The following is a 23,565-nucleotide window of genomic DNA, read 5'->3' as shown; positions in this document are numbered from 1 at the left end:
TTAGATACTTAATTTTGTGACCGCAAACCGGTCGGTGAAATATGTGAACACAGTGCGGGTGATGAAAATTGCCGTAAGCATACTCGTCAATATACCCCAGAACAGCGTGATTGCAAATCCCTTAATCGGTCCCGTGCCGAACTGGAACAGGACGAGCGCGGCGATAATCGTGGTAACATTTGCATCGATAATCGTCTTCAATGCCCTCGAATACCCCGCATCGATTGCGGAGCGTACCGTCTTACCCTTGCTCAATTCCTCTTTGATTCTTTCGAAAATCAAAACGTTGGCGTCAACCGTCATTCCCACAGTCAAGATCAGACCTGCAATTCCGGGAAGTGTCAATGTTGCACGAAGCGTTGCCATTATTGCGAGAACAAAAGACAGGTTAAGTACGATAGCGAAGTCGGCGATCAATCCTGACATCCTGTAGTAGACAGCCATAAAGATTACGACAAGAATAAATCCGATAATGATGGCCTTTGTGCCCTTCTCGATGGAATCTCTGCCGAGCGACGGACCTATTGTGCGTTCTTCGATTATCTCCATCGGTGCGGGAAGAGCGCCCGCCCGTAAGATTATAGAGAGATCTTTCGCTTCGTTTATAGAAGACATTCCCTCGATGACCGTGTTGCCCCCTGAGATCTTATCCCTGATGACCGGAGCCGAATGTACCTTATCGTCGAGTATTATAGCGATCCTCTTGTTGATGTTCGCACCGGTTAGCCGTGCCCAGTCCCGGGCTCCCTGATCGTTCATGTTCAGGTAAACCACCGGCTGACCGGCGATAGAGCTGGCTCCACCCCCGAAATTTGCCGAGGCGGAAGTGACTACCTCGCCTGTCAAACCCGGTTCTCTGTTTATTGCGAAGAGAGTAAAGAACGTTTCAGATGGGAGACCCCTTCCGCCAAAATCTCTCGCTTTGTTCGACCAGACGATTTTCATATCCGCCGGTAATGCCGCCTTCACCTCTTCCATAGCGAGGATTCTCTTAACCGCCTTCACGTTTTCACGGGGTACACCGATATCTCCCTGCACGTTCCTGAGCAGAGCCGAGAACGGACGGTCTTCGAATATCTGTTCGTCCACGAGTACGGAGGAGTCCGAACTCTTCGTACGGGAATCCGTCGTTGTTCGCCCGAATATCTCCTCGACGCTTATAGCCTTATCCTGACTTTCAGCGGGAGGCGCCGCAGCCGTATCCGCGCTTTCAACTTTGGCCTCTGTAATAGCAAGCAGACTGTCAAGCGAAATGCCTGTTCTCATACTCTTGAGAACGTTGTCTATGCGCGTGAGAGCCGACTGCACGACGTCCGGATCTTTGAGTAAACTGAATTCGAGCAAAGCCGTTTGACGTATCAGGTTACGAGCGCGTTCCGGATCCTGAACACCTGCCAATTCAACTATTATACGGTTTCGACCCTGTTTCTGAATGGTTGGTTCGGAAACTCCGAATTGGTCTATCCGGTTGCGGATGACCTCGAGGGCGCGGTTAACGGCATCCTCCGACTCGTCTTTCAGGGCCGAGATGATCTCGGAATTCTCGATGCCGTACTCGATGAAATGCCTTGCCAGCTTGATGTTTCGCTCATTCGCTTCTAAAAGAAGAGCATCGAGATAATCTATCCCCTCATCCTTCGCTCTGAGCTTTGACGCCGCAAAAGCCTCATAAAGTAATGACTTGTTGGACGCCAAATTCTCTACGAGTTTCGGGATATCCACTTCCATAACGACGTGTATTCCACCCTGAAGGTCGAGCCCGAGCTTCAGCACGCGATCCTGAAGCGCTTCGCGTTTTTCTGTTTGTTCAGGGTCGGTTAGATAATATTCTACCGTCGGCGACAACATGTATGCGGCAAGTGTGATAGCGGCAGCTATCAATACGAATCTCGGTGCCAGTCGTGTTCTCAATAAAACCTCATTAATTCTTACGCTTCAGCAAAACACGGAATTTAGCTCACTCCGCTTCTTTTGTCAAATGAAATTTCGGATTGTAATAGAGTTTTATTTTAGAGATAGGTTAATACCCGCGAGATTTGTCAACTATGTTCATCAGGTTCTCTCCTTCGATATATCTGCGGAGGTTTTTGCCGAAATCCGATGCGGCTAACAGTGTGTAGCCGGCGAAGTTCCCCGCAACGTGCGGGGAGAGGAAGACATTGTCGAGCTCGAAGAGCGGGCTTTCTTCGGGCAGCGGTTCGGTCTCGAACACATCGAGCCCCGCTCCCGCAATTTTCTTCTGAGCGAGTGCATCGATGAGCGCGGTCTCATCGACTATCGCCCCGCGGGCAACATTAATAAGTACTGCAGATTCTTTCATATGGGATAGTTTGCCGGCGTCGATCAATCCTTGAGTCTCGTTCGTAAGAGGTGCGCATACGGCGAAGTAATCTGATTCGGAGATCAGCTCCTCAACTTTTTCCAATGGATACACACTGTCCGCGTTCAAAAGTTCCGTTTCCTCTGTTGCGCTCCTTGAAGTGACGATTACCCTCATTCCGAAACTCTTAGCCATTTCCGCGAGCGCTTTGCCGACACCGCCGTACCCCAATATTCCAAGTGTTTTACCTGAGAGCGTCCCGTTTTGCCTGACTATCTCCGACTGGCTCCACTTCCTTGTCTCCATGAACTTAACTGATTCGGCGAACCTTCGCTCGAAGTAGATCATCATCGCGAACGCGTGCTCGGCGGTGACCTTGGAGTGAAACCCGACCGCTCTCGTGAGGATCACCTTACTCTCTATTAGTTTAGGAAAGAGTATGCCGTCAACACCTGTAGCGCCGAAGTGAAGCCACTTCAGTCCGCTGAGCGAAGAGAATATCTCCGGCGTCAGATTATAGCAGGCGCTGACTTCCACGTCGCCCCCCGCCGAGGCGAACTCATCGTCTGAGGAGCAGAAAAGGAGCTCGACTTCCCCGGGAGATTCTAATTCCCGATGGACGTTCTCGACTATTTTGTCGAACATCTCCCTGCGGTTCGTCATCCGGACGGCTATCTTGATAATATTGTCTGTCAAGGCGCTTCAATCTATCGCTGATGCTATCGGAATTCAACTCTAATGATATAATGATCGATCTGTAAAACAGAGCGAACTGAACGATAAATTTTAGCGCGCGAGTCTGGATTTATCCTGACTACCGCATAATTTATGTAGTCGAATAGAATTCGGGGGCGCGCCCACTGCGCTCTTGCATTTCCGTGAATCTCCTGCTACATTACGCGGTAAGACGTTCATAAAATATTTGAGTATTCAAGTTTGAGCAAAATAATCGTCGTAGCAAACCAGAAAGGCGGCGTGGGAAAGACCACTACCGCTGTTAACCTTGCCGCATGCATGGCGGTTACAGAAGTGCCGACTTTGATAATCGACATGGACCCACAGTCGAACGCCACAAGCGGATTGGGAATAGAACTCTCAGACAGCGAGGCATCGATTTATGACGTGCTGATAAATGATACCGAAGTAAACGAGGTTATACGGAAATCAGAACTTCCCCTTCTCGACATACTTCCCTCATCGGCTAAGTTGGTGGGAGCAGAGATAGAACTCGTTCCTGCACTTGCCCGTGAGACGATACTCAAGGGCGCGCTTGCTACAGTCAACGGTGAATACGAATATGTGTTCATAGATTGTCCGCCTTCCTTAGGGCTGCTGACGCTTAACAGTCTGACTGCGGCAGATTCCGTTCTCGTTACCGTTCAGTGTGAATACTTTGCTCTTGAGGGGTTGAGCCAGCTGCTCAACACTATCAGGCTGGTTCAAAAAAGTTTAAACAGCAGCCTTGAGATCGAGGGGTTTCTTATAACAATGTTCGACAGCAGGTTGAACCTCAGCCGGCAGGTTGCGGATGAGATAAGAGAATATTTTAAGGAGAAAGTTTTCAACACTGTGATCAACAGGAACGTAAAATTGGGAGAAGCGCCGAGTTACGGCAAGCCGATCATTCTTTACGATGCCGTTTCTACCGGCGCAAGCAACTACATGAATCTCGTGCGGGAGATGCTGGAAAATGCCGGCTAAATCACTTGGCAGAGGGCTGGGAGCGCTGATCCCCGAAATAAGGGAACTGCCGGGCGAGTCATTGGGAGTTGCCGAGCTCCTTGTCGATCAGATTACCCACAACCCTATGCAGCCGAGACAGGAGTTCGATCCCGTGGCTCTCGAAGAGCTTGCCGCTTCGATAAATGAGAACGGGATAGTCCAGCCGATAACTGTAACGAAGAAAGACGGTAAATACGAACTGGTTGCCGGTGAGAGACGTCTCCGCGCCGCCAAACTGATAAACCTGAGAACGATTCCCGTTTACGTTATCAAAGTGGATGGAGATGAGAGTCTCCTGCAACTTTCTTTAATAGAAAATATCCAGAGGGAGGACCTGAACCCGATTGACCTGGCTGAAGCATACAGCGAATTAGTCGAACATTACAGATTGAGCCACAGTGAAATCGCAGACCGTGTCGGGAAGGACAGGTCAACAGTAGCAAACTTCCTTCGTCTCCTGGTATTGCCGAAAGAAGTAAAAGACTCGTTGCGTGCCGGTGAGATATCACAGGGTCATGCCCGGGCGCTGTTGGCGCTGAAGGATAACAAGAAAATCAGAATCCTTTTCAGGAAGCTGATAAAAGACGCCTTGAGCGTCCGCCAGGTAGAAGATATTATCAAACGCGGAACGCTGGAGCTGGTAAAAACGACGAAGATAAAAATAAAATCTTCTAAATCCCCTCAGATAAAAGCCATCGAAAGCGATCTGATGATGAAACTCGGAACTAAAGTGCGGATACGCCCGAAAGGCTCAGGCGGTGAAATAGTCGTCGAATATTACTCGAACGAGGACCTCGACAGGTTGATAGAGCTCATCGGACAGATAGAGGATTAGGCGATATGGCAGACGATAATAAATATTTGACTTTAGTCGTGATCCCCGACGAATCGGATACCCCCAAAACATTTCGGCTCAACCGGAATCTGCTCAGGTCATCGATAGTGATCGCAATTCTACTGATACTATCCATAGCGGTTTCACTGGCGCTTGTAATGCCGAGAGCGATGAGATACAACCAATTGAAAACTGAGAATGAAAAACTGATCAAGGAGCGTTTCAAGGTTTTGGGGTTGATCGATGATTACTCCAGAATAAGGCAGAGAGATCTTGCGATCAGGAAATATCTCGGGCTCGGATTGAACCTCAATTCACCTATTGGTTATGCCGGAACCGACTCGGATTCGCCGATAAAAAATCTCGACTCATTGTTAACGATCCCGCTCCGCAACATAAACCCGTCAAGTATTCCAAAGTTCAAGAATATTAACTTCATCGAAAATGTGCCCACTACGCCTCCGCTCGAAGGAGTAGTTACCGCGGGTTTTGCGCGTTCCACTATATTCAAGGAAGATCAACACCTCGGGATAGATATTGCTATAAGCGTGGGAGAGGCTGTAATGGCAGCAGCAGAGGGTTTGGTCGTCTTTTCCAACTGGACGTACCGTTCCGGAAACAGCGTAATAATTTATCACGGAAATGATTATTTTACGGTATATGGACACAATGCCCGCAACCTCGTAAAGGAACACGATGTAGTCCACCGTGGTGACCCGATAGCTCTGTCGGGGAATACGGGTATGAGCAGGGGCCCGCATCTCCACTTTGAGATCTGGAAAAAGGGAGTCCCGATAGACCCGCGAGATCTGATGCCGATATACAGGGAAAAGGATATTTCTATTGATTAAGGATAAAAAGAGAATATGAAGAAGTTTGAAAGGAAGCAAGCCGAGAGGATCGAGACTATGATCGGACAGGGTACCCTGATCGAGGGAAACGTAAAAGGGATAAACAGTTTGCTGATTAACGGGACGATCACAGGAAACGTATCTACTGAAATGACTATTCGAGTAGGGACTACCGGTATAATAAAAGGAAACGTAAAGGCAAATTCGGCTCTGATCGGCGGGGTGATCGAGGGGGATCTGGACGCGCAGGAGAGCGCCGTCCTCGGTCCGAAATCGCGGTTAATGGGAGACCTGAAAACTGCCCGGCTCAAGATCGAAGAGGGTGCAACTTTTGAAGGCAGAAGCGTAATGCTTTCCAAGAACGGTGACTCGGACTCCGATGAGAAGGAACTCGACAAAGGGGAACCGAATTTCAAAATAAAAATGAGCTGAAACTGTTGCCGGAAACTGGTGAGGATAACGGAAAGCTTAAACTCAGTAACAGGTATTTCTCATTCGGCATTCAGGTGGCTGGCTCATTCGCTTTTTATCTCCTCGGCGGATATTGGCTGGACATCAAATTTTCCACTCTTCCGCTGTTCTTGATAATCGGAATCATCTTTGGCGCAATATCCTTTATATACTTTATGAGAAAACTATATCGGCAGGAATAACTCTCATCTGCCGGTTGCAAATCGAGGATGAATGCTAAGTAACTTCCATATTCTCGGGGCGGCTGTAACACTGATATCATCAAGTATCGTATATTTGATATTTAACAGCTTTGTTCAAGTCGACACTATTACGTTTGGGTTATCCATTTTAACCGCATTTTTAATAATGGAGCTAAGCAGCCTCGTTAGAGAATGGAGTTCCAAAGGGGACTATAAGAGGATTCTTAAAGGTGTTTTTTTTAGCTTCGCAGGCAAATTTTCAGTGATTGTCTCGGCGTATATCATCGTAAAATATTTTACGGACTTAAATGCGAAAGATTTTATGATATTTCTGGTTGCTATTTACTTTCTCTTATTTATCTTTGAGGTTCTGTACATAATGAGGTTTGATTTTAGGAGCTTGAAGAAGGTATAGATGTTGTTATCTGAAGGATCAAAGCAAATCCACAGCTTAGATGATATTGATCCGGTACATGTTGTGAGGGATATTTTTCATGAAGTGAGCGACCAGGTCTGGATACCTATAGAAGTGTTCGGATTGGACCTGTCGATAACCAAACTTACGGTATTTATGTGGATTGCCGCGGCTATGCTTTTTGGCGTAGCGTTCATTGTCAGAAATAATTTAGAGCTTGTTCCGAAGGGAAGATTGGCGCAGGCGTTGGAAGCGATAGTACAATTTATTCGTGATGACATAGTAAAGCCGAACCTGCACGATGACTGGAAACGTTTTATGCCGCTGTTTATCACGTTCTTTTTCTTTGTGTTGATAAATAACACTATAGGAATGATACCATACTTCGCTAATCCCACCGGAAGCCTGAGCGTTACGGGAATGCTGGCGAGCATAACGTTTCTCACCATAATTTTCGGAAGCATCCATAAGAACGGAGTCGGCGGGTTCTTAAAATCCTTTGTACCGCCCGGCGTTCCCGCTTTTATTCTCCCGATATTAGTTGTGGCAGAAATTATAGGGTTGTTCACAAAATCATTTGCGTTATGTATCCGGCTGTTTGCCAATATGATCGCCGGTCATATAGTGATATTAACCTTATTCGGATTGATCTACATATTGAAAAGCTGGCTGTTAGCGCCGTTCAGCATAGCAATCAACCTTGCTATGAGCATCCTCGAAGTACTTATTATCCTCATTCAGACCTATGTATTCACATATCTTTCGGCTATTTTTGTCGGGATGAGTTTAAACCCCGACCATTGATAAATAGAATAGAAAATAAATAAATTAAGGAGATAATTAGATGGGTTCACAGGGATTAGCGTGGCTCGCTGCGGGAATCGGAGCAGGATTGATCACCATAGGAACCGCTATCGGTATCGGAAATATCGGTAGAGCTGCCATGGAGAGTATCGGGAGACAACCCGAAGCAGCCGGCGAAATAAGAGGCGCCATGATAGTAGCGGCAGCGCTTATCGAGGGTGTGGCATTTTTCTCGATAATCGTTACCATATTGTTGATAGTCCTCACAGGAGAATAGGCGAACAACAGATGGAATTTACCCTATTAGACGTAAGTTTCGGACTAGTATTCTGGTCTACGATCACTTTTTTACTCCTGCTGGTTGTCTTGAAAAAGTATCTGTGGGGTCCGCTTTTAGACAATCTTGACCGACGGGAATCGACGATCCACGATGCCATGAAAAAGGCGGAAGAGGCTCAGCAAAAGTCGGAGAAAACTCTCGAAGAATACAACTCCAAACTTGCTGAGGCACGGGATGAAGTTCGGAAGATCATAGCTTCAGGAAAAGAATCGGCGGAGCGGACCAAAGCCGAGATAATCGAAGAGGCGAACAAGAGGTCTGCTTCTTTGGTAGAGAAGGCTAAAAAAGAAATAAGCGCCGAGAAAGCAGAAGCTTTAAACGAGATAAAAAAGGTTGTGGTTGATATCTCAATTTTAGCTGCGGAAAAGATGATAAAGAAGAACCTGTCAGCCGACGACCAGATGAAATTGATCGAGGATACGATGAAGAGTATGGCAAAAGAGGGATGAAAGATTTAACCGCAGCCCGAAAATATACCTCAGCGCTGTTTGATCTGTCAAAAAAGAATTCGGAAATCGATCAGATTTCCGAGGGCTTGGGACTGTTAAAGCATGTATTCAGGACTTTACCGGAGTTCAGGGCTTTCATATTCTCGTTTAGGATCGAGACCGGTCAAAAGTTAAAGACTATTAAGAGTGCCATGAAGGAAAGTTTCACTCCGTTATTATCGAAATTCATGAAGACGTTGATCGATAACAAAAAGCAGGAGTTGATCCCCGACATATCCGATCTGTTCGACCGTAAGGCTCTCGGTTCAAAGAATAAAGTATTAGTTATCGCCACCACCCCGGAGAGTTTGGAAAGTGAGATGGTTTCGCGTATCAAGGAGAGTCTTGAGGAGAAATTAGAAAAAGATGTGGTTCTCGATTCAAAAGTTGATCCGTCTATTATAGGCGGGATGATACTGAGGGTCGGGAACACGGTCATAGATGGCTCTGTGAGAGGGAAATTGGCACGGATGCGTAAAGAACTTTTAACTTAGTTGAATATCAGGAGTAAGAATGGCTATTAAAACCGAAGAAATAACTTCACTGCTAAAAAAACAGATCGAGGATTTCGAGGTAACCGTCGACGTTGACGAAGTAGGCGAAGTTATTATGGTAGGTGACGGCATTGCCCGTGTAGTGGGGCTCGAAAAGGCGATGGCTTCCGAGCTGATAGAATTTCCCGGCGGCGTATTCGGTATGGCGCTGAATCTTGAAGCGGACAATGTGGGTATAATTCTTTTCGGTGACGACAGAGAGATCAAGGAAGGTGACACTGCAAAACGGACCGGCAAGATAGTCGAAATCGGTGTTGGGGAAGAGATGATGGGAAGAGTGGTAAATCCTATCGGTCAGCCCCTCGATGGAAAAGGCAGTATAACCCCGGAAGCAACACTGCCTATAGAAAAAAAGGCGCCGGGCGTCATCTCGAGGCAGCCTGTGAAGGAACCGCTTGCCACCGGAATAAAATCTATAGATTCCATGATCCCTATCGGACGAGGCCAGAGGGAGCTGATAATCGGCGACAGGCAAACCGGGAAAACTGCCATAGCGATTGACACGATCATTAACCAGAAGGGCGGTGACGTGAAATGCATTTACGTGGCGATCGGTCAGAAGGCATCCACTGTAATGGCGGTCATCCAGACGCTTGAAGATCACGGCGCGATGGAGCACACAGTGGTAGTAGCCGCTAACGCTTCTGACCCCGCACCGATGCAGTTTATCGCTCCGTACGCAGGAGCCGCCATCGGGGAATATTTCAGGGATAAGGGGGAGCATGCATTAATAGTTTATGACGATCTTTCAAAACATGCCTGGTCTTACAGGCAGATTTCCCTTTTGCTGAGACGGCCGCCGGGGCGTGAGGCGTATCCGGGAGACGTGTTCTATCTCCACTCAAGGTTGTTGGAACGCGCTGCGAAGATGAGCAATAAACTGGGCGGAGGATCTCTGACCGCTCTGCCGATAATCGAAACGCAGTTGAGCGACGTGTCCGCATATATCCCGACAAACGTTATTTCTATAACGGATGGTCAGATATTCTTAGAGAACGATCTCTTTTATGCGGGAATAAGACCCGCAATCAACGTCGGGATATCTGTGTCGCGAGTCGGTTCAAACGCTCAGATAAAAGCCATGAAACAGGTGGCTGGCTCCCTCAAGATAGACCTGGCTCAGTACAGGGAAATCGAGGGATTTGCCAAGTTCGGGTCCGACCTCGACAAGGCGACTCTGGCGCAGCTGACAAGGGGCGAACGGCTCGTCGAGGTTCTAAAACAAAACCAGTTCAAGCCGATGAAATTCGGAAATCAGATTGCGATAATTTTCGCCGGAACGAAAGGACACTTGGATGTAATTCCGGCTGAAAAGATCGTTCAATTCGCTGTTGAGTTTGACGATTATATGGAACAGGAACACCCGGAGATCCTAAAGGAAATTGACACCAAAAAGGAAATCTCCGATGAGCTCATGGGTAAACTGGGCGCTGCAGTCGAAAGTTTCGTAAACTCATTTAAAGCAAAAGAGGCATAGTGGCGACACTCAAAGAAATAAAATCCCGCATGTCGTCGGTAAAGGGGATCGAACAGGTTACCCGCGCAATGAAGATGGTCGCCACCGTCAAGCTCAGACGCGCGCAGGCAGCAATAATACAAGCCAGACCATACGCTTACAGGATAAGAGACCTTTTAAACGATTTGATACCACAAGTGGAGTCGGAGCTGAATCCGTTATTGGCGATACGGGAACCGAAGAAGTTTTGTACGGTAGTTGTGACTTCGGACCGGGGTCTCTGCGGATCGTTCAACACAAACGTTCTTCACAAAGCCGAAGAGATAATCGCGGCAAACGGCAGGGAAAATACGAAACTGATCGCTGTCGGAAGGAAGGCGCGTGATTTCTTCAAAAACCGGAATTACGATCTGATAGCGTCGTACATAAATTTTTCGAAGGAGCTCAATTTCAATCACGCAGTGGAAGTGACGGAAACCATCAGTTCGCAATATCTTTCGCATGACTTGGACAGGGTGGACGTGATTTACCATGAGTTCAAATCAGCGGTAAAACAGGACCTGATAGCGGAACGCTTTCTACCGCTTAAACCGGGTGACGCGAGGGAGGAATTTATGCCCGGTGCAAAAGAAGATGATGAGGATAGCGAAAAGGATTACGCTTCGCCGTTATCCGGTGATATGCTTTTTGAGCCTTCAGTGGAAGCGGTGGTAAACGCTATCGTCCCCAAGTATCTTGGTGTTCAGATGTGGAGGATACTTCTCGAATCCAACGCATCCGAGCAGGGCGCTCGGATGACCGCCATGGAAAACGCAACAGATGCCGCTGAGGAGATGATCGAAGAACTGCAGCTCTCATACAACAAGGCGAGACAGAGTTCAATCACGAGAGACCTGCTTGATATAGTCGGCGGAGCGGAAGCGCTGAAGGATTGATGAAAGCAGTGATAAATATTTATTACCGACCTTTTATCGAAACCGTTAAAACGGTTCATATTTATATATTTCATGCCGTTAACCCCCGACTTAAGTCGGGGGTTAGTGAGACAGCAACTTCTTTTAACCGCTTTAGCGGTTTTGATAATTACAGATATCTTAATATCGAATAATTCAAGGACTAAAGAATGAATAAAGGAAAAGTACTACAGGTTATGGGTCCCGTCGTGGACGTGGATTTTTCGGATGGAGCTATTCCACCGATATTTCAGGCGTTGAAAATAGATAGAGGGGATTCGGAATTAGTGCTCGAGATAGAGCAGCACATCGGTGAATCAGTCGTGCGTACGGTGGCGATGGACTCGACGGACGGGCTTGTGCGCGGTGATGAAGTTATAGATACGGGTGAGCCGATCATGGTTCCGGTGGGACCGGAAGTACTCGGTCGTATGACAGACCTTCTCGGCAACCCTATAGACGAAAAGGGTCCGATAAAAAGCAAGATTCGGCTTCCGATACATCGTCCGGCTCCGGCTCTTACAGAGCTCTCGACGACTCCGGAACCTTATGAGACTGGAATCAAGGTGGTCGATCTCCTCGAGCCGTACATGAAGGGCGGAAAGACGGGTTTGTTCGGAGGAGCGGGAGTAGGTAAAACAGTACTGATACAGGAACTTATTCGTAATATCGCAACAGAGCACGGCGGTTATTCGGTATTCGCCGGAGTAGGCGAAAGGACGAGGGAAGGTAACGATCTCTGGCTTGAGATGAACGAGTCCGGCGTAATCGATAAAACGGCGCTTGTGTTCGGTCAAATGAACGAACCGCCCGGAGCGCGAATGCGTGTAGGCTTGTCGGCGCTGACGGTTTCCGAATATTTCCGGGATGAGGAGGGTAAGGACGTTCTATTGTTCATCGACAACATCTTCCGGTTCGTGCAATCGGGTTCGGAAGTCTCCGCACTTCTCGGCAGAATGCCGTCCGCAGTGGGTTATCAGCCGACATTAGCGACGGAGATGGGCGAACTTCAGGAGAGGATTACCTCGACAAAAAAGGGTTCGATCACTTCGGTTCAGGCTATTTACGTTCCGGCTGACGATATCACCGACCCGGCGCCTGCAACGACTTTCGCGCACCTCGACGCTACAACGGTTCTCGACAGAGCGATATTCGAGCTGGCTATATATCCGGCTGTTAATCCCCTCGATTCCACATCCAAACTTCTTGACCCGAATATTCTCGGTGAGAGGCACTACCAGGTTGCGAAGGATGTGCAGGAGATACTGCAAAGGTACAAAGACCTTCAGGATATAATTGCCATTCTCGGAATAGACGAGCTTTCCGATGAGGATAAACTCTCCGTGGCGAGGGCGAGGAAGATTCAAAAATTCCTCTCGCAGCCGTTCTTCGTTGCTGAAGTATTTACGGGAATTGATGGACGATACGTGAAAATGGATGACAGCGTGGCGGGTTTTGAGGCGATCATAAGCGGCGAGATGGACGAACTCCCCGAACAGGCGTTTTATATGTGCGGGACGATTGACGAGGTGGTTGAAAAAGGGAAAAAGATGAGAGACGAAGAATAGCATATGGCTGAAACGTTCACTGTAGAAGTAGTTACACCGACTTCGATAAGGACATTCAATGAGGTAGGTCATGTTCGTGCAGCCGGCGTCGACGGACAGTTCGGAGTGTTACCAAGGCATATTCCGGCTATTATCGGACTTAAATCGGGCGAGCTCCGGATTGACATGGAGGGTGAGAAAAAGATCTTGGCTGCCAGCGGCGGCTATTGTGAAGTCCAGAGGGATAAGATTCTCTTCCTCGTGGAAACAGCGGAGCTCCCGGAAGAGATAGACGTTGAACGGGCACAAAACTCTCTCGACAGAGCTAGAGAGAGACTCAAAGAGCGAGGTGCCGGACTCGACATGGACAGGGCGCACAGCGCAATGAATCGAGCGAAAAACCGGCTGAAGATAGCCGGCAAGAAGTAAACAGTTCTCTAATTAACTATTTTTTTGTGCAGCAGTCATCCCGAAGATTCGGGATGACTGCGTAAGACGATGACCGGTAAACGCACACACCCGGCATCCGCCGTGTGCGTGCCACAACATGTTAAAATTTTGTAATTGATTTATCTAAAAAAATAGACGAGGTATTTTCAGAAATCTTTAGTTAGTTTACTGATTATTATTTCCTACCAACAAACCGTCTTCACGATTATCTTTAAACTCTGTTTAAGTAAATTATTGAATAGAATATGAAAGACCATTACAAAGGGATGAGAACACACTTCTGCGGGGAGCTCCGGAAGGAGGATTCCGGCGGTGATGTGACTTTGATGGGATGGGTAGCGAAGCGGCGCGACCACGGCGGGCTGATTTTTGTCGATTTGCGCGACAGATACGGTATCACACAGGTGGTTTTCAACCCTCAAATGCCTGATGACGGATTTAAAATAGCGGAAAAGCTCTCGGCGGAGGACGTATTAAAAATAACCGGAACGGTCGGAGAACGACCGGAGGGAACGCTGAACCCTGACCTCGATACGGGTGAGATAGAGGTAAACGCTGATGCAATTGAATTACTCAGCGAAGCGGAAACTCCTCCTTTCGAGATACGGGAAGAGGTGGAAGCATCGGAAGACCTGCGGCTTGAATACAGGTATTTGGACCTGCGCCGAAGAAAATTGCGGGACGCAATAATCATGCGCCACGAATTCTATCAATCTGTAAGAAATTTCATGGCGAATAAAGGGTTTATCGAGATTGAAACACCGGTGCTGACAAAATCCACACCGGAAGGCGCCCGGGATTATCTTGTACCAAGCAGGATAAGTAAAGGAAAGTTCTTTGCGCTGCCGCAGTCGCCGCAGATATATAAACAGCTGTTGATGATCTCCGGTTTCGATAAATATTTCCAGATCGTAAAGGCGTTCAGGGACGAAGACCTCCGTGCGGACAGGCAGCCGGAACACACCCAGATAGACATCGAGATGTCGTTTGTAGAGGAGCGTCACGTACAGCAGATGGTGGAAGAGCTGATGGGGACCGTCTTCAGGGAGCTCATAGACGTTGAGTTATCATTGCCGTTTCCATCGTTGACATATGAAGAGGCATTGAATAGGTATGGCACCGATAAACCCGATTTGAGGTTCGGGTTGGAAATCTCGAACGTCTCGAAATTAACCGCTGAAACAGAATTTCAGGTGTTCAGGGATGCTGTGGAAAAGGGAGGGATCGTCGCCTGCATCGCCGCGCCCGCCGGTGGAACTTTCAGCAGGAAGGTCATTGACGATCTGACAGAGTACGTCAAGAACCAGGGTCTAAAGGGATTATCATGGACAAAGGTAGAGAATGAAAGTCTAAGCGGTGGAGTCAGCAAATATTTTTCCGAAGATGTCCAAAAAGAATTGATTGAAAAGGTCAATGCGGCTGAGGGAGACGTGATATTTTTTGCCGCCGATGAACACGATTCGGCGTTGAAGGGATTGGGAGCTCTCAGATTAGAGATTGGACGGAAACTCAACCTAATCAAGCCGGGTGAGTTTTCCCCGCTCTGGGTGACAGGATTTCCGATGTTTGAATGGGATGAGGATTCAAAGAGGTACACGGCGGTGCATCATCCGTTCACATCGCCGAGATCGGAAGACTTGGATCTACTCGATTCCGACCCGTCTAAGGTGAAGGCACGTGCATACGATATGGTGATCAACGGGAGCGAGCTCGGAGGGGGAAGCATCAGGATACATTCCAGAGAAATTCAGTCGAAAGTCTTTGATTCTCTCGGAATCGGACCTGAGGAAGCGGAGAATAAATTCGGGTTTTTGCTGAAGGCGCTATCCTATGGAGCACCACCGCATGGCGGAATTGCGCTTGGTCTCGACAGGATCGTCGCAACTATGCTCGGTGTCGATTCGATACGGGATGTTATCGCCTTTCCCAAGACAACAAGCGCCTCTGCGTTAATGGAAGGAGCGCCGTCGGAAGTGTCCGACGAACAGCTGAAAGAGTTAGGAATTAAGTTGGAACATAAGTGAACGAGAGTCGTATAATCTCGTGTGCAAAAAGATTCTTGGATTCATAAGTTATTGTTTATTAGATATATGCATTGTTAAAATAGGCGGTGTTTCTACTATGAACCGATTTATATAATAAGGACACAGGAATGAAGACAATCGAAATACGAAAAGGTGGATGGATGGTACGGACAAAATGGACTGCGTTAATTGTTACACTCTTTATCAGCGTTGGCTGCGGAGGCGGAGCTTTGACGTCCGAACAGCTGCAAGAATTAGAAGAGGCTAAAAACGCTGCGCTCGTTGTCGAAGAAAAAATACAGCAGCAAAAGGCCACGAGAAAAGAGTTAAACGAAGATCTCGCAACCAGGCGTACAGAGCTGAAACAGCTTCGCGCTGATAAGTCGGTTTTGATGGAACGGCTCAGGAAATTAGAACAGCTCAACAGAGACGAAGCGGAAAGCGATACGAGTACGGCTGAAAACGATGACGGTAAGTAAAGAGAGTAGGGGAAAAATTATGGTATGGATAAGAAGTTATGTCATTATACTGATGGCTGTAGCAGGGTATCTGTTATCTGCTTCACCCGTTGCCGCTCAAGAAGCTGCGGGTATGACAGCGGAGGAATACCAGGCGGAGATGGCGCGATGGCAAGGCAGGGAGGCATCAGCAAGCAGCGAATTAGCAAGGATCAACAGAGACATAGTATCTTTGAGAGAACAGTTGGCTGATATAGACGCTACTATCTCCGAAGAAAGGGAAGAAATACTTGGTCTGATGAGCGCCTCGGATGATGAAATCAGAGAGTACATGAATATGCTGACCTCATTAGACGCAGACGTAGCCGCGTTGGAATCCCTTTCGAGAGAGGAAATACTCGGTGCGGTCGATCTGTTAGAGGATTTGGAAATCAGGCTTGAAGACCTGAATGAAAACGATCTCGCTATTTTGGAACAGAACCGGGAGTTGCTGGATAATATTGATGAGATGCTCTCGAATTACAGGACGGTGATACCGGCGCCGTCGCAAGATACCATCATGGCGGAGACGATCTCAGAAGAAACTCTGGATGAACCAGAGGAGGAAATCAGTGACGGTGAGACTCCCCGCGAAATCACCCTCGTAAGGAAGGCTGACTCTTACAGGGTAATAAGAGGCGACAACCTGTGGAAAATATCGGGGCGAGAGCAGATCTATAACGATCCGTTCCAATGGCTGAAAATCTATTCGGCGAACCGCGATCAGATCGTCGACCCCGATGTTATAGAGATCGATCAGATTTTTGTTATTCCGAGAGAACCGGCAATTAACGAACATTGGGTAAGCCGCGGCGAGAGTCTATCGAAAATCGCAGCAAAAAGGTACTCTAATCCCTTTGAGTGGACGCGAATTTACGAGGCAAACAAATCTATCTTAAAAGATGCGGACACGATTCACCCTTACACGATACTGATAATACCCAAAAAAGCAGAGAAAAAAGAGACCTCACCGGTTAATATGTAGATCCTTAATAATAAGGAAATCACAGCCTTAATATACTCTCATATTTTGTTTCATTTCTAACTTCCGTTTGACTATTCCACGATTCAACTTCCTTGTTTATCTCCCTTCTTTTATATATTTTATATAGCTATCAAAGAAAGGAGAAAGTGATTGATCAAGGAGACTGAAATTGCCTTAAAAGGGGTTGACCCACTTCTATTTCTCGGTACAAAAGATTCAAATTTAAAAGTTATCGAAAGTTATTTCAAATCAAGTATAGTCGCCAGGGGTAACGTTCTGAAAATCAAAGGCGATGAGAGTGAAGTTGAGGATATCCGGAAGATAATTACACAAATGATGATAGAACTGAACAAATCCGGCGGGCTGCATGAGGATGACGTGAAATCGATCATCACCTACAGCAAAGCGGGGGAATTTCCCGAAAAAGACGTTGATCTGGACCAGGTAATCGTTTTCACAAAGGGTGGATATGTTAAACCGCGCTCCGAAGGCCAGCTCCGGTTGTACAAATCAACGGGGAAGAACGACATCGTACTGGTAATCGGACCTGCCGGTACGGGTAAAACCTATTTAGCGGTGGCAATAGCGATTGCGGCGCTGAAAAACAAAGAAATAAGTAAAATCATTCTCACACGTCCGGCTGTGGAAGCGGGGGAGAAACTTGGATTTTTGCCGGGTGATCTGCGGGAGAAGATCCAGCCCTACCTGGCTCCTCTCTATGATGCTTTAGACGATATGATGCCGTCGGATAAACTACGTGGATTGATGGACCGGCGGGTCATAGAGATAATTCCATTGGCGTATATGCGCGGCAGGACGCTCAACAATTCCTTCGTGATATTAGACGAGGCGCAGAATTCCACTCCCTTACAGATGAAGATGTTTTTAACGCGTCTGGGCACAGCGAGCAAAGCGATAATCACCGGCGATATAACACAGATAGACCTCGAAACAAATCAAAAATCAGGTCTCATCAGCATTCAATCAATACTGAAAGGGATAGACGGTATTGACTTCGTATATTTGAATTCAAACGACGTTGTCCGGCACCGGTTGGTCAAGGAGATAATCAACGCCTATGACAGGCATAACGGGTTGGAACACAAGGATAAAAAGATTGAGCAAAAATGATTATCCCGTTATAGCCGCCGCATGTAGAACACCGATAGGTTCATTCAACGGTTCGCTCTCATCTCTATCGGCGCCAGAGCTCGGCAGCGTCGTTGTGAGAGAGACGGTCAGAAGGGCGGGTATAAAACCGGAGAGTGTCGAAGAGGTTATCATGGGATGTGTCTTACCTGCGGGCGTCGGGCAAGCTCCGGCGCGTCAGGCGGCTCTCTATGCGGACCTGCCTAACAGCGTGCAATGTACTACGGTAAACAAGGTATGCGGTTCGGGGATGAAAGCCGTGATGCTCGCCGCGCAGGCTATCCGTGCCGGAGATGCAAACGTGATTGTCGCCGGCGGTATGGAAAGCATGTCGAATGCGCCCTATCTGCTGAAAAAAGCGCGTGAGGGATATCGTCTGGGTCATGGTGAGCTCATAGACAGCATGGTTACGGACGGTCTCTGGGACGTCTATAACGATTTCCATATGGGGAGCGCGGCTGAATTATGCAGCCGTGAATGCAACGTGCCGAGAGAGGCGCAGGACGAATTCGCCGTATCGAGTTATGAAAAGGCGCTTAAAGCGCAAAAGGAAGGTTTGTTCGACGAAGAGATAGTCGGAGTGGAAATTCAGCAAAAGAAAGGCGAATCGGTGTTGTTTGATTCGGACGAGGAGCCGGGAAGAGTCATATTCGAGAAAATTCCAAAGCTGAAATCAGCGTTCGAGGAAGGCGGGACGGTTACCGCCGCGAACGCATCCAAGATCAATGACGGCGCATCGGCGATGATGGTTCTTTCAGCGGAAAAAGCTGAGGAACTCGGTGTGGAGCCTATGGCGAAGATAGTCGCCTATTCTACCGCAGCTAAAGCGCCCGAATGGTTCACGACCGCTCCCGTTCAGGCGATCGAAACGGTTCTCGAAAAAGCGGGACTCACTCTTGACGACATAGAGCTCTTCGAGCTGAACGAAGCTTTCGCCGTGGTGGGACTCGCCGTATCCGATGAACTCGGGATAGATATGTCGAAACTGAACGTGAACGGAGGCGCAGTAGCTCTCGGGCACCCCCTCGGGGCGAGCGGAGCGAGGATAACCACAACGCTTCTGTATGCCATGAAACAGAGGGATGCAAAATTAGGGCTCGCTGCCATCTGCCTCGGCGGCGGTGAGGCAACCGCAATGATTGTGGAAAGATAATCACAGATGGACGAAATAGAGAAGGTAAGCATAATCGGAGCGGGAACTATGGGTTCCGGAATCGCCCATGTTTTTGCCGTCAACGGCTATGAGGTCAACCTTATTGATACGTCTGACGCTCTTCTTGAAAGAGCGCTCAGTTCGATTACGGATAATCTCGGAAGGCAGGTCAGAAAAGAAATTATAAGCCGGAACGCGGTAGAAAATGCGCTCAAAAGTATAAACTTGAGCACTGAAATGGATATTGCAGCTGACTCACAACTTCTGATCGAAGCTGTATTCGAAAATAGTGAGGTCAAAAAAAAGGTGTTCGGGGAGCTTGAGAGGATCTCCGACCGCGAAGCGATTTTAGCTACTAACACCTCTTCAATATCCATTACGGATATCGCTTCCGCAACGAACCGGAAGGATAAAGTGATCGGAATGCACTTTTTCAATCCTGTTCCGGTCATGGAGCTCGTAGAGATTATCAAAGGAGAATCCACAGGGGAAGAAACTTACCAGGCAGTCAGAAAAGTTGTTAAAAGCCTCGGGAAAACCCCTGTAGAGGTAAATGATTCACCCGGTTTTATTTCGAACAGAGTTCTAATGCCTATGATAAACGAAGCCGTTTTTGCGCTCATGGAAGGCGTTTCATCGGCTGACGACATCGATACGGTAATGAAGCTCGGCATGAATCATCCGATGGGTCCTTTAAGGTTAGCCGATTTTATCGGGCTTGACGTTTGCCTGAATATCATGGAAATTCTACAGAACGGATTAAACAGCGACAAGTATGCGCCCTGTCCGCTGCTAAAAGAGAAAGTGGAGTCAGGAGAACTTGGAAGAAAAACAGGGTCCGGATTTTACAAATACAATTAATCATGAAAGGCAGATAGAAAAACAGGATGGATTTTAATCTTTCAGAAGATCATATCGCAATTAGGAAAACTGTACGGGAATTTGCAGAAACCGAGATAGCGCCCGGAGCAAGAGAAAGAGACGAAAATTCGGAATTCCCCGCCGAAATAGTAAAGAAATTAGCGCAGCTCGGTATGAGCGGAGTCTGCAGCCCAATCGAGTACGGCGGTTCCGGTCTTGATTATCTCTCATTCACAATTATTATAGAAGAATTAGCCCGTGTCGATGCGTCGGTTGCCGTCATAATCTCGGTGACTAACACTCTTGCCGGATTCCCCCTGAAACGTTTCGGGACTGATGAACAGAAGAAGAAATATCTTACTCCGCTCTCTACGGGAGAAAAGCTGGGCGCATATTCCCTCAGCGAGGCGCAAGCCGGTTCGGATGCATCCAACCTCGCCTGTATGGCAGTCAGGGACGGAGAGGATTACGTTTTGAACGGCGTAAAGAATTTTGTCACTAACGGGGGGAATGCAGATATAATTATTCTGTTTGCGAAGACGGACAAAGAGAAGGGCAAAAAAGGAATTTCGACTTTTATTATCGAAAAGGAGATGCCCGGTGTCTCGGTAGGAAAGATTGAAAAAAAACTCGGGATCAGGTCTTCCGACACGGTGGAGCTGGTCTTCGAGGAGTGCCGAGTACCGGCAGCGAACCGGCTTGGTGAAGAAGGAGAAGGATTTAAAATAGCCATGACCACTCTTGATTACGGAAGAGTGGGAATAGGCGCTCAGGCGCTTGGGATCGCGCAGGGCGCTATGGAACGGGCGATTGCGTACAGCCTGGAGAGGGAACAGTTCGGAAAAAAGATTAATGAATTTCAGGCTATTCAGTTCAAGATATCCGATATGGCTGTTGAAATCGATGCAACGAGATTACTTTTATACCGTGCCGCCTGGATGCAGGACAGGGGAGAGAATTTCACCGCTGAATCTGCAATGGCAAAGCTCTTTGCCTCCCAGACAGCAATGAAGACCGCAAATCAGGCTGTCCAGATATTCGGCGGATATGGTTACATGAGAGAATTTGAGATCGAGAGATTTATGAGGGACGCAAAAATTACCGAGATTTACGAGGGGACATCAGAAATTCAGAAGATAGTAATAGCCCGGGAAACTCTCAGGAAATACGGCAACTCGTAGAGGATCGGTCGATGGACGTATTTAACTCTATGGAGAGTAAACAACACGAGCAGGTGGTTTTTGCGAGCGATTCAAGTACCGGCTTGAGAGTGATAATCGCCATTCACGACACGACTCTGGGACCCGCGCTCGGAGGATGCCGTATGTGGAATTACGAAAAGGAGAGCGACGCGCTTACCGACGTTCTTCGTCTTTCACGCGGAATGACCTATAAGGCAGCAGTGGCGGGTCTCGATTTAGGGGGAGGAAAATCAGTAATAATCGGCGACTCGAAGAGTATGAAGAACGAGCATCTTTTCCGTTCCTTCGGCAAAATTGTAGATGGCTTAGGGGGTAGATACATCGCTGCTGAGGATGTGGGAACGAGCGTCAGCGACATGGAATGGGTTAGAAGGGAAACGCGGTACGTCACGGGAATTTCCCGCGCTCTCGGGGGGAGCGGCGATCCCTCGCCGGTAACCGCGCTCGGAACCAGCATCGGCATGAAAGCTTGCGTTAACAGGGTATTCGGATCTGATTCTCTTGAAGGCAAAAAGATAGCAGTACAGGGGGTGGGTCATGTAGGAAAACATCTTGTAGAATTATTGGTCAAAGAGGGAGCGAAACTTTTCATATCTGATATTGATGAAGATAAAATCAAAAACATGACAAAAAATTATCCGGTGAAAGTAGTTGACAACGATAAGATTTACGGTCTTGACGTAGACATTTTCGCGCCGTGCGCCATGGGAGGTATTATAAACGATAAGACATTATCGATGTTCAAATGTAAGATAGTTGCCGGCGCCGCAAACAACCAGCTCGAGAAGGAAAAGGAACATGGTAAAGCAATTCTCGAAAAAGGGATTCTGTATGCTCCCGATTATGTGATAAACGCCGGCGGTCTTATAAATATTTATAATGAAATACAGGGATACAATCGTGAGAAGGCGTTAGCTCAGACAGAGGATATCTATCATATACTCTCGGAAGTTCTTGACGCTGCTGAAAAAGAAGGAGTACCCACCCCGGTCGCCTCAAATAAATATGCCGAAGAGAGGATCAAAAGAGTGCGGGAACAGAATAAAACCTATTCCGGCAGCGCAGATAAATTCATCAAGCGACGCAGGGATGCTGTAAGGTGAGATTTTATAAAAATTCGTCGGAATGAAAACAGATAGAAGAAAATCAAGGGAATTAGCGTTCCAGACTCTCTACGCTTTATTTATGCAGGAAGAGATTGGCGAGCTCGAAGAGGAGAGAATTGAGGCGCTCAAAAAGGAACTTATCTCCGATAGAAACGTCAAAAAAAGCGTGGTACAATATGCGGAGAGTCTATTCACGATCACAAAGGAAAATTCTCTTGAGATAAATAAAATTCTATCCGAAACTGCTGATAACTGGGACGTAGAACGATTTTCAAAGGTCGATAAGTCTCTCCTTCACTTAGCCGTTGCCGAGCTTTTATATTTTCCGGAAGTGCCTGCCAAGGTAGTCATAAATGAAGCGCTCGAGATGGCGCGCTCTTTCAGCTCCGATGAGAGTGTGTCCTTCATAAACGGTATATTAGACAGTGTGAGGAGAAAATACGTAACGAAAAAGGAAATTGAAAAAGCAGATAAAGTTGAGAAAGTTTGAAATCCGGGATCATATCGGACGTGCATTCAAATTTGGAAGCTCTCACAGCCGTATTATCCCGGTTGGACGAATCGGGGATCGATAGGATAGTTTGCCTCGGTGATATAGTCGGATACGGAGCCGACCCGGTCGAATGTCTTGAGCTGATAGCGGAGAAGTGTGAGATAGTACTGGCCGGTAACCATGACTATGCCGTAGGAGGTAAGCACAGCGTATCCGGGTTTAATCCGGATGCAGCTGAAGCCGTAACATGGACTCAAGACGCTATATCCGGCAGCTGGGAAGTATATCTCTCATCGTTGCCGTTGATATATGAAGAGGAAGGGATTGTTTACGTGCACGCATCGCCCCATAAACCGGAGCAGTGGAGTTATATTGTCTCCCGCCAGGACGCAATTTCAGAGTTCAGATATTTTAAGAAATCCGCTGCCTTTGTGGGGCATTCTCATATCGTGGGGATTTACTGTCACGACGGCGATACTTTTGATGCGGAAGTGAGTCTTGACGAAAATAAGAGGTACATTATAAATGTCGGCAGCGTGGGGCAACCGAGGGACGGAAACCCGGCGGCATCGTATGCCGTATATGATTATGACACAAAAAGGATCAGCATTGAAAGAGTTGAATATGACTATAAATCGGCGGCAAAAAAGATTTTGGAGGTGGGACTTCCAAATTACCTCGGAAGCAGATTAGCACTTGAGATTTGA

General features: G+C 47.5%; 25 protein-coding genes. 23 read left to right on the top strand and 2 right to left on the bottom strand.

The annotated features are described in order from the left end of the window. Positions 1 to 1,911, bottom strand: a complete 1,911-nt coding sequence (gene secD / locus IID12_02100) for a protein translocase subunit SecD (protein ID MCH8287886.1) — start codon at positions 1,909 to 1,911, stop codon at positions 1 to 3. A gap of 109 nt (positions 1,912 to 2,020) precedes the next feature. Next, positions 2,021 to 3,016, bottom strand: coding sequence for a D-2-hydroxyacid dehydrogenase (locus IID12_02095; GenBank protein MCH8287885.1), 996 nt, complete (start codon positions 3,014 to 3,016; stop codon positions 2,021 to 2,023). Positions 3,017 to 3,256: 240 nt separating this feature from the next. Here IID12_02095 and IID12_02090 point away from each other — a divergent pair, with 240 nt between their 5' ends. The 23 genes from IID12_02090 to IID12_01980 all read left to right on the top strand — a co-directional run bounded on the left by IID12_02090 (position 3,257) and on the right by IID12_01980 (position 23,565). Further along, positions 3,257 to 4,021, top strand: coding sequence for a ParA family protein (locus IID12_02090; GenBank protein ID MCH8287884.1), 765 nt, complete (start codon positions 3,257 to 3,259; stop codon positions 4,019 to 4,021). Next, positions 4,011 to 4,877 carry a ParB/RepB/Spo0J family partition protein gene (locus IID12_02085; protein ID MCH8287883.1) on the top strand — a complete coding sequence of 289 codons (867 nt, stop codon included), beginning with the start codon at positions 4,011 to 4,013 and terminating at the stop codon, positions 4,875 to 4,877. Before IID12_02090 ends, IID12_02085 begins: the two co-directional genes overlap by 11 nt. Before the next feature lie 5 nt (positions 4,878 to 4,882). Beyond that, positions 4,883 to 5,728 (top strand): M23 family metallopeptidase, encoded by an 846-nt coding sequence (locus IID12_02080; protein MCH8287882.1) that lies wholly within the window; start codon positions 4,883 to 4,885, stop codon positions 5,726 to 5,728. 15 nt (positions 5,729 to 5,743) lie between these two features. Then, on the top strand, positions 5,744 to 6,160 hold the full coding sequence (locus IID12_02075; GenBank protein ID MCH8287881.1) for a polymer-forming cytoskeletal protein: 417 nt from the start codon (positions 5,744 to 5,746) through the stop codon (positions 6,158 to 6,160). 5 nt (positions 6,161 to 6,165) lie between these two features. Continuing rightward, a complete protein-coding gene (locus IID12_02070) occupies positions 6,166 to 6,381 on the top strand; it encodes an AtpZ/AtpI family protein (GenBank protein ID MCH8287880.1) in 216 nt (71 codons plus the stop codon). 415 nt (positions 6,382 to 6,796) lie between these two features. After that, the gene (gene atpB / locus IID12_02065; protein ID MCH8287879.1) at positions 6,797 to 7,600 is read left to right on the top strand and encodes a F0F1 ATP synthase subunit A; all 804 of its coding nucleotides are present in this window, start codon (positions 6,797 to 6,799) and stop codon (positions 7,598 to 7,600) included. A gap of 40 nt (positions 7,601 to 7,640) precedes the next feature. Further along, positions 7,641 to 7,877: an ATP synthase F0 subunit C gene (locus tag IID12_02060; GenBank protein MCH8287878.1), complete on the top strand. Its 237-nt coding sequence runs from the start codon at positions 7,641 to 7,643 to the stop codon at positions 7,875 to 7,877. 11 nt (positions 7,878 to 7,888) lie between these two features. Beyond that, positions 7,889 to 8,389, top strand: coding sequence for a F0F1 ATP synthase subunit B (gene atpF, locus IID12_02055; protein MCH8287877.1), 501 nt, complete (start codon positions 7,889 to 7,891; stop codon positions 8,387 to 8,389). Continuing rightward, positions 8,386 to 8,922: a F0F1 ATP synthase subunit delta gene (locus IID12_02050; GenBank protein MCH8287876.1), complete on the top strand. Its 537-nt coding sequence runs from the start codon at positions 8,386 to 8,388 to the stop codon at positions 8,920 to 8,922. Before atpF ends, IID12_02050 begins: the two co-directional genes overlap by 4 nt. Positions 8,923 to 8,941: 19 nt before the next feature. Continuing rightward, positions 8,942 to 10,459 carry a F0F1 ATP synthase subunit alpha gene (locus IID12_02045; protein MCH8287875.1) on the top strand — a complete coding sequence of 506 codons (1,518 nt, stop codon included), beginning with the start codon at positions 8,942 to 8,944 and terminating at the stop codon, positions 10,457 to 10,459. After that, a complete protein-coding gene (gene atpG, locus IID12_02040) occupies positions 10,459 to 11,373 on the top strand; it encodes an ATP synthase F1 subunit gamma (protein MCH8287874.1) in 915 nt (304 codons plus the stop codon). Before IID12_02045 ends, atpG begins: the two co-directional genes overlap by 1 nt. Positions 11,374 to 11,561: 188 nt before the next feature. After that, entirely contained in the window at positions 11,562 to 12,959 is a 1,398-nt protein-coding gene (gene atpD / locus IID12_02035) for a F0F1 ATP synthase subunit beta (protein MCH8287873.1), read from the top strand. A gap of 3 nt (positions 12,960 to 12,962) precedes the next feature. Next, a complete protein-coding gene (locus IID12_02030) occupies positions 12,963 to 13,367 on the top strand; it encodes a F0F1 ATP synthase subunit epsilon (protein ID MCH8287872.1) in 405 nt (134 codons plus the stop codon). Positions 13,368 to 13,633: 266 nt separating this feature from the next. After that, a complete protein-coding gene (gene aspS, locus IID12_02025; protein ID MCH8287871.1) occupies positions 13,634 to 15,412 on the top strand; it encodes an aspartate--tRNA ligase in 1,779 nt (592 codons plus the stop codon). A gap of 128 nt (positions 15,413 to 15,540) precedes the next feature. After that, on the top strand, positions 15,541 to 15,891 hold the full coding sequence (locus tag IID12_02020; GenBank protein ID MCH8287870.1) for a hypothetical protein: 351 nt from the start codon (positions 15,541 to 15,543) through the stop codon (positions 15,889 to 15,891). After that, on the top strand, positions 15,878 to 16,894 hold the full coding sequence (locus IID12_02015; GenBank protein MCH8287869.1) for a LysM peptidoglycan-binding domain-containing protein: 1,017 nt from the start codon (positions 15,878 to 15,880) through the stop codon (positions 16,892 to 16,894). Before IID12_02020 ends, IID12_02015 begins: the two co-directional genes overlap by 14 nt. 153 nt (positions 16,895 to 17,047) lie before the next feature. Next, complete coding sequence (locus tag IID12_02010; protein ID MCH8287868.1) at positions 17,048 to 18,025, top strand: PhoH family protein; 978 nt, start codon at positions 17,048 to 17,050, stop codon at positions 18,023 to 18,025. Further along, a complete protein-coding gene (locus tag IID12_02005; GenBank protein ID MCH8287867.1) occupies positions 17,973 to 19,196 on the top strand; it encodes a thiolase family protein in 1,224 nt (407 codons plus the stop codon). The genes IID12_02010 and IID12_02005 overlap by 53 nt, the downstream gene beginning before the upstream one ends. A 6-nt stretch (positions 19,197 to 19,202) precedes the next feature. Beyond that, the gene (locus tag IID12_02000; protein MCH8287866.1) at positions 19,203 to 20,057 is read left to right on the top strand and encodes a 3-hydroxybutyryl-CoA dehydrogenase; all 855 of its coding nucleotides are present in this window, start codon (positions 19,203 to 19,205) and stop codon (positions 20,055 to 20,057) included. A 26-nt stretch (positions 20,058 to 20,083) separates the two neighbouring features. Beyond that, positions 20,084 to 21,238: an acyl-CoA dehydrogenase gene (locus IID12_01995; protein ID MCH8287865.1), complete on the top strand. Its 1,155-nt coding sequence runs from the start codon at positions 20,084 to 20,086 to the stop codon at positions 21,236 to 21,238. Between the two features lie 11 nt (positions 21,239 to 21,249). Next, positions 21,250 to 22,362 carry a Glu/Leu/Phe/Val dehydrogenase gene (locus IID12_01990; GenBank protein ID MCH8287864.1) on the top strand — a complete coding sequence of 371 codons (1,113 nt, stop codon included), beginning with the start codon at positions 21,250 to 21,252 and terminating at the stop codon, positions 22,360 to 22,362. A 22-nt stretch (positions 22,363 to 22,384) separates the two neighbouring features. After that, entirely contained in the window at positions 22,385 to 22,855 is a 471-nt protein-coding gene (gene nusB / locus IID12_01985) for a transcription antitermination factor NusB (protein ID MCH8287863.1), read from the top strand. An 8-nt stretch (positions 22,856 to 22,863) separates the two neighbouring features. After that, a complete protein-coding gene (locus IID12_01980) occupies positions 22,864 to 23,565 on the top strand; it encodes a metallophosphoesterase family protein (protein MCH8287862.1) in 702 nt (233 codons plus the stop codon).

It is taken from the genome of Candidatus Neomarinimicrobiota bacterium (assembly GCA_022567655.1).
Lineage (GTDB): Bacteria > Fidelibacterota > SORT01 > SORT01 > SORT01 > JADFGO01.
The sequence above is the reverse complement of the archived record's forward strand: the minus strand, read 5'-3'. Positions and strand labels throughout refer to the sequence as shown.